The following is a 4,314-nucleotide window of genomic DNA, read 5'->3' as shown; positions in this document are numbered from 1 at the left end:
GGGGTAATCATTATGAGTATTGAATAGCCGTTTGCCTTGGCTACATTCTAGACATTTCACTTTGAACTTTACGAACGAACTCGGTAGTAGTGTCAGCAAAATTAGCTATCTGCTGGACAGTGAGATTTTCATCTTTCAGCATTCTACGAACAACTGCTATCGTTTTGTTTTCAATGCCCTTATTGTAAAGATAATCTGTCTCAATATTGTAAGTGATAGGCATAGCTCTTATTTGTTTTTCAGTTTGTTCTTCTAATTTCCTTATACGGCTTAGAGTTACCAATTGTTGAAGACTTTTTTTGAAAGCTGCTTCGTTAGCAGCTACCCCTTTTAACTTTTGGATGATCTTGGTGATAACTTCTTCTGCATCACTTGAGCGGTAATCAGTTAGAATAGCCAAAATGATTTCTTCTGGTATATCCGATTTCAATACCTGATCGATAGGCATACTATGAATATTTTTGAGCTCAAAACCGGTAATGTGCTCGTTGGGAGGAAGTTGGGTTGTCATCTTTGGCATTTCAGTGCCTAAGTATATTACATACTGTCGCACAGGTACTAGATACTTTCTCTGAATAATTGCTCGATATTCAGCCATCCGATAAACCATCTCCGGCTCATCATTTCGTTGAAATTCCAAATGCAGGATAATGGAACTGTTATCCTTCAATGTTACTTTTTTTAAAAAATCTGGTTCACGCTCAATAGTTGTCTGGAGTTTTTCAGTAATTGGCACAGAGTTTTTTATATCAAAACCTAGCAGCTTGTTTCCTAGAGCAATTAGGATAGCTTCAATATTCTCCTTAATTATTCAGTCGTAATCACCCATTCCCTTTTTTTGTAAAACTACATTATTGATAGGACTCTATAAGAGCTAGTCAGTCAGACTAATGAAGTCGTTAGACTACGGGAAAAACTACAAATACGCTCACGATTACGATCAGAAGTTTGTAGTGCAAGAATTTTTGCCTGATGCGCTATCAAAAACTATATTTTATCAACCCGGCCACAATGCTCGGGAGAATGAATTAAGAAAACGGCTGAAACAACTGTGGGGTAATCATTATGAGTATTAAATATTTCAAAAAGAGAAAGACATCTATATATGAGGAGCTACTTTTGTAAAAAGTATTATTCTTTCTGATAAAGAGTAGGCATCTGCTCTTCGTTAAACTAAAAATGTACTTTTTTTATAAAAAGAATAAAAATTTATAGTGATTTAAGTATCAAATTTGAATAAGAAAGTGAAAATAACGTTTTATGGCTTCACTTTCTCCATATACTCAAGCCTTAGGTGTTAAACGGGCGGCTCATTTGCTACGACGAGCTACTTTCGGCGGCACTAAGTCACAGATTGACCAATTTGCTCAACTAACTTCCACTGAGGCAGTAAGTCAGCTTTTTGCTTTACTAGCGGAACGAGAGGCACCCCGCGATCCAGTCACTGGAACGAGCTGGGTAAATCCAAAACCAACTGATGTTAATAGTGGAAGAGATGACTTAATTGATCAGACCAAAGCTTGGTGGATTGATTCCTTTATAAAATCAGACACTTGTATTGCTCCTAAGAGTAGCTTTTTTCTGCATACGCATTTTACGACCATCTCAAGCCGACTTCGATATGCCCCACCAATATACTACCAGATTCGCTTATTTGACCAGTTCGCCTTAGGTAATTTTAAAGAACTAACTAAGTGTATCTGTTTAGATAATGCGATGATGCGCCACTTAGACGGGCAGCTCAATCGTAAAGGAAATCCTAACGAAAACTACGCTCGAGAATTCTTTGAGTTATATTCTATTGGAAAAGGACCCCAGGTTGGCCCGGACAATTATACTACTTTCACTGAGCAAGATGTTGTAGAGGCAGCCAAGGTTTTCTCTGGCTTCGATATTGATCAAGAGTTTACCAATATTAATCCTGAGCTAAATGTTTCCCAAGCAAGGGTGCGAACCAACGACCAAGGATTAGCTAATCAGCACGATAGTTCTACCAAAACGCTTAGTGCTGCCTTTCAGGGAGCGACAATTGCTCCAATTGAAATGGTAGGAAACTCAGCTACCGCCGAAGCAGCGATTGATGAAATTAATCAGTTGGTAGAAATAGTATTTGAGCAGGTAGCTACCGCTCAGCATATTTGCCGTAAACTGTATCGCTTTTTTGTCTATTACGAAATTAGCGAAGAAGTAGAGCAGAACATTATCACTCCGCTGGCAACCATCATGCAACAAAATGATTATGAACTGAAGCCAGTACTAGAAGCACTGTTTACTAGTCAGCATTTTTACGATGAAGATAACGCTGAACAGGAAGATGATCATTTAGGAGCTCTCATAAAGTCGCCGTTGGATTTGATTGTTGGTATTCATCGCTTCTTTGAAGTGCCACTACCCGATTACCTAGGTGATTTGAGCAATTTTTATAGTACGCTTCACCACGGAGTGTTATCACCACTTTCAGACCAGGGTATGTACTTCTACCAACCGTTTGAGGTGGCAGGTTATACAGCGTATCATCAAAGTCCTACGTTTCATCGTAACTGGATTAGTTCTAACTACTTAGCTCGACGATACGAATACGCAAAAAAGCTCATTGAAGGTATTCAAGATCGTGACGGAAACGAATTAGTGAAGCTGGATGTAATGACATACGTTACCAATCCTGGTCATATTAGCGACCCTTCTGATGCCACAAAACTAGTACGCGAACTAGTAGACTATTTGCTACCCGAAGATATTAGTGAAGAACGATTTGACTTCTTTTTGAAAGCTATATTACTAGATGATCTTTCTGAGATTAACTGGAAGTTTGAGTGGCAAAACTACGAAAGTAGTGGCGATGACTCAGCCGTTAGAGTTCAATTAGAAAAATTATTCAATACTATTCTACAATCACCAGAATTTCAACTCTCTTAGCATATGAACCGACGATTATTTCTTAAAAAAGCCCCGGTAGCTGCCACTGGCGGAGCCTTAATGTTAAATGGCCTTTCTCTTCAGGCAATGGCTCAGAACAGCCCACTTCAGTCATTAGTCGCTAGTAGTGCTAATGATCGAGTGCTAGTAATTATTCAGTTGCACGGAGGAAACGATGGACTGAATACCCTGATTCCGATAAATAATTACGCCCGGTACTATGATTTACGGCCCAACATCGCTATTGCCGATAAAGGGAAACGCGGAGTAATTTCCTTAGATAGTACACTACCTGATGAGCAACAGATTGGTTTACATCCTGATATGTACGGAATGAAGGAGCTGTATGACCAAGGAAAAATGGCCATCGTACAGTCGGTAGCTTACGACAATATCAATGGTTCTCATTTCCGAAGCCGAGACATATGGTTTATGGGCGGAGATTACGATGAGTACAAAGATTCGGGATGGATTGGTCGCTACTTAGATCAACAATTTCCCGGTTATCCGGACAATTATCCTAATGACGGAATGCCCGACCCACTGGGAATTGAAGTAGGAAACTCAGTATCGTTAGGTTTTCATCGAGACAATGGTATCCCAACCTCGATTGCTATCAATAATCCCAGTCAATTTTATAATTTGATTAATAGTGTAGGAGTAGATCCACCCGCATCGGTTGCGGAAACTTTTTACGGTCATGAACTTCAGTGGATCTTAGATATAGAAAAAAAATCCAATCAATACGCTGGACGTTTGCGGGAATTATACGAAAAGGGGAATAATAGTCCGGGAGTGCAATATCCTGAAAGATATCCATTGAGCGCACCAGCTAATGCCGTTCGTAATGGTTTAGCTCCTCAGTTGCAGATGATTGCCCGGTTGCTGAGCGGTGGGATTCAAACTAAAGTGTTCTTAGCTCGTATTGGGGGGTTTGATACTCACGCCTCTCAAGTAGAAGAGTACGATGCTTCTATGGGCGTTCACGCTGCTAAGCTTTATCATATCTCTGAAGCGATGAAAGCCTTTCAGGAAGACTTAAAGTTTTTAGGTTTAGAGAATAGGGTGATGACGGTGACTATGTCGGAATTTGGCCGACGGGCAAAATCAAACGGTAGTTACGGTACTGATCACGGAACTGCTGCCCCAATGTTTGTTTTCGGTAGAAATGTAAAACCAGGGGTCATTGGGAAAAATCCCGATTTGAATGATCTAAACCGCAACAATATTAAGCATCAGTACGATTATCGGCAAGTATTTGGAAGTTTGGTTCAGGACTGGATGCAGGCTGACTCAGCGACGATGGAGCGAACTAATTTTAGTGAATACGTAGAGCCGGGGAATAAAATTACGTTGGTGGGCGATCCAATTACTTCGGTAGATGCTATTGAGTTTAAG

At 40.1% G+C, this 4,314-nt stretch carries 4 protein-coding genes; 3 read left to right on the top strand and 1 reads right to left on the bottom strand.

From position 1 onward, the window contains the following. Nucleotides 1-40: 40 nt before the first annotated feature. A complete protein-coding gene (locus WBA23_RS01930; protein WP_424580551.1) occupies nucleotides 41-736 on the bottom strand; it encodes a hypothetical protein in 696 nt (231 codons plus the stop codon). Nucleotides 737-890: 154 nt separating this feature from the next. Here WBA23_RS01930 and WBA23_RS01925 point away from each other — a divergent pair, with 154 nt between their 5' ends. The 3 genes from WBA23_RS01925 to WBA23_RS01915 form a co-directional block, all read left to right on the top strand. Next, nucleotides 891-1,076, top strand: a complete 186-nt coding sequence (locus tag WBA23_RS01925; RefSeq protein ID WP_424580550.1) for a hypothetical protein — start codon at nucleotides 891-893, stop codon at nucleotides 1,074-1,076. Between the two features lie 184 nt (nucleotides 1,077-1,260). Then, nucleotides 1,261-2,916, top strand: coding sequence for a DUF1800 domain-containing protein (locus WBA23_RS01920; RefSeq protein WP_424580549.1), 1,656 nt, complete (start codon nucleotides 1,261-1,263; stop codon nucleotides 2,914-2,916). Nucleotides 2,917-2,919: 3 nt separating this feature from the next. After that, nucleotides 2,920-4,314: DUF1501 domain-containing protein (locus WBA23_RS01915; protein WP_424580548.1), on the top strand; the 1,395-nt coding region annotated here is incomplete at its 3' end.

Origin of the sequence: Tunicatimonas sp. (assembly GCF_049647865.1) — a bacterium.
GTDB lineage: Bacteria > Bacteroidota > Bacteroidia > Cytophagales > Cyclobacteriaceae > Tunicatimonas.
This window is presented reverse-complemented; position numbering and strand designations above follow the sequence as displayed.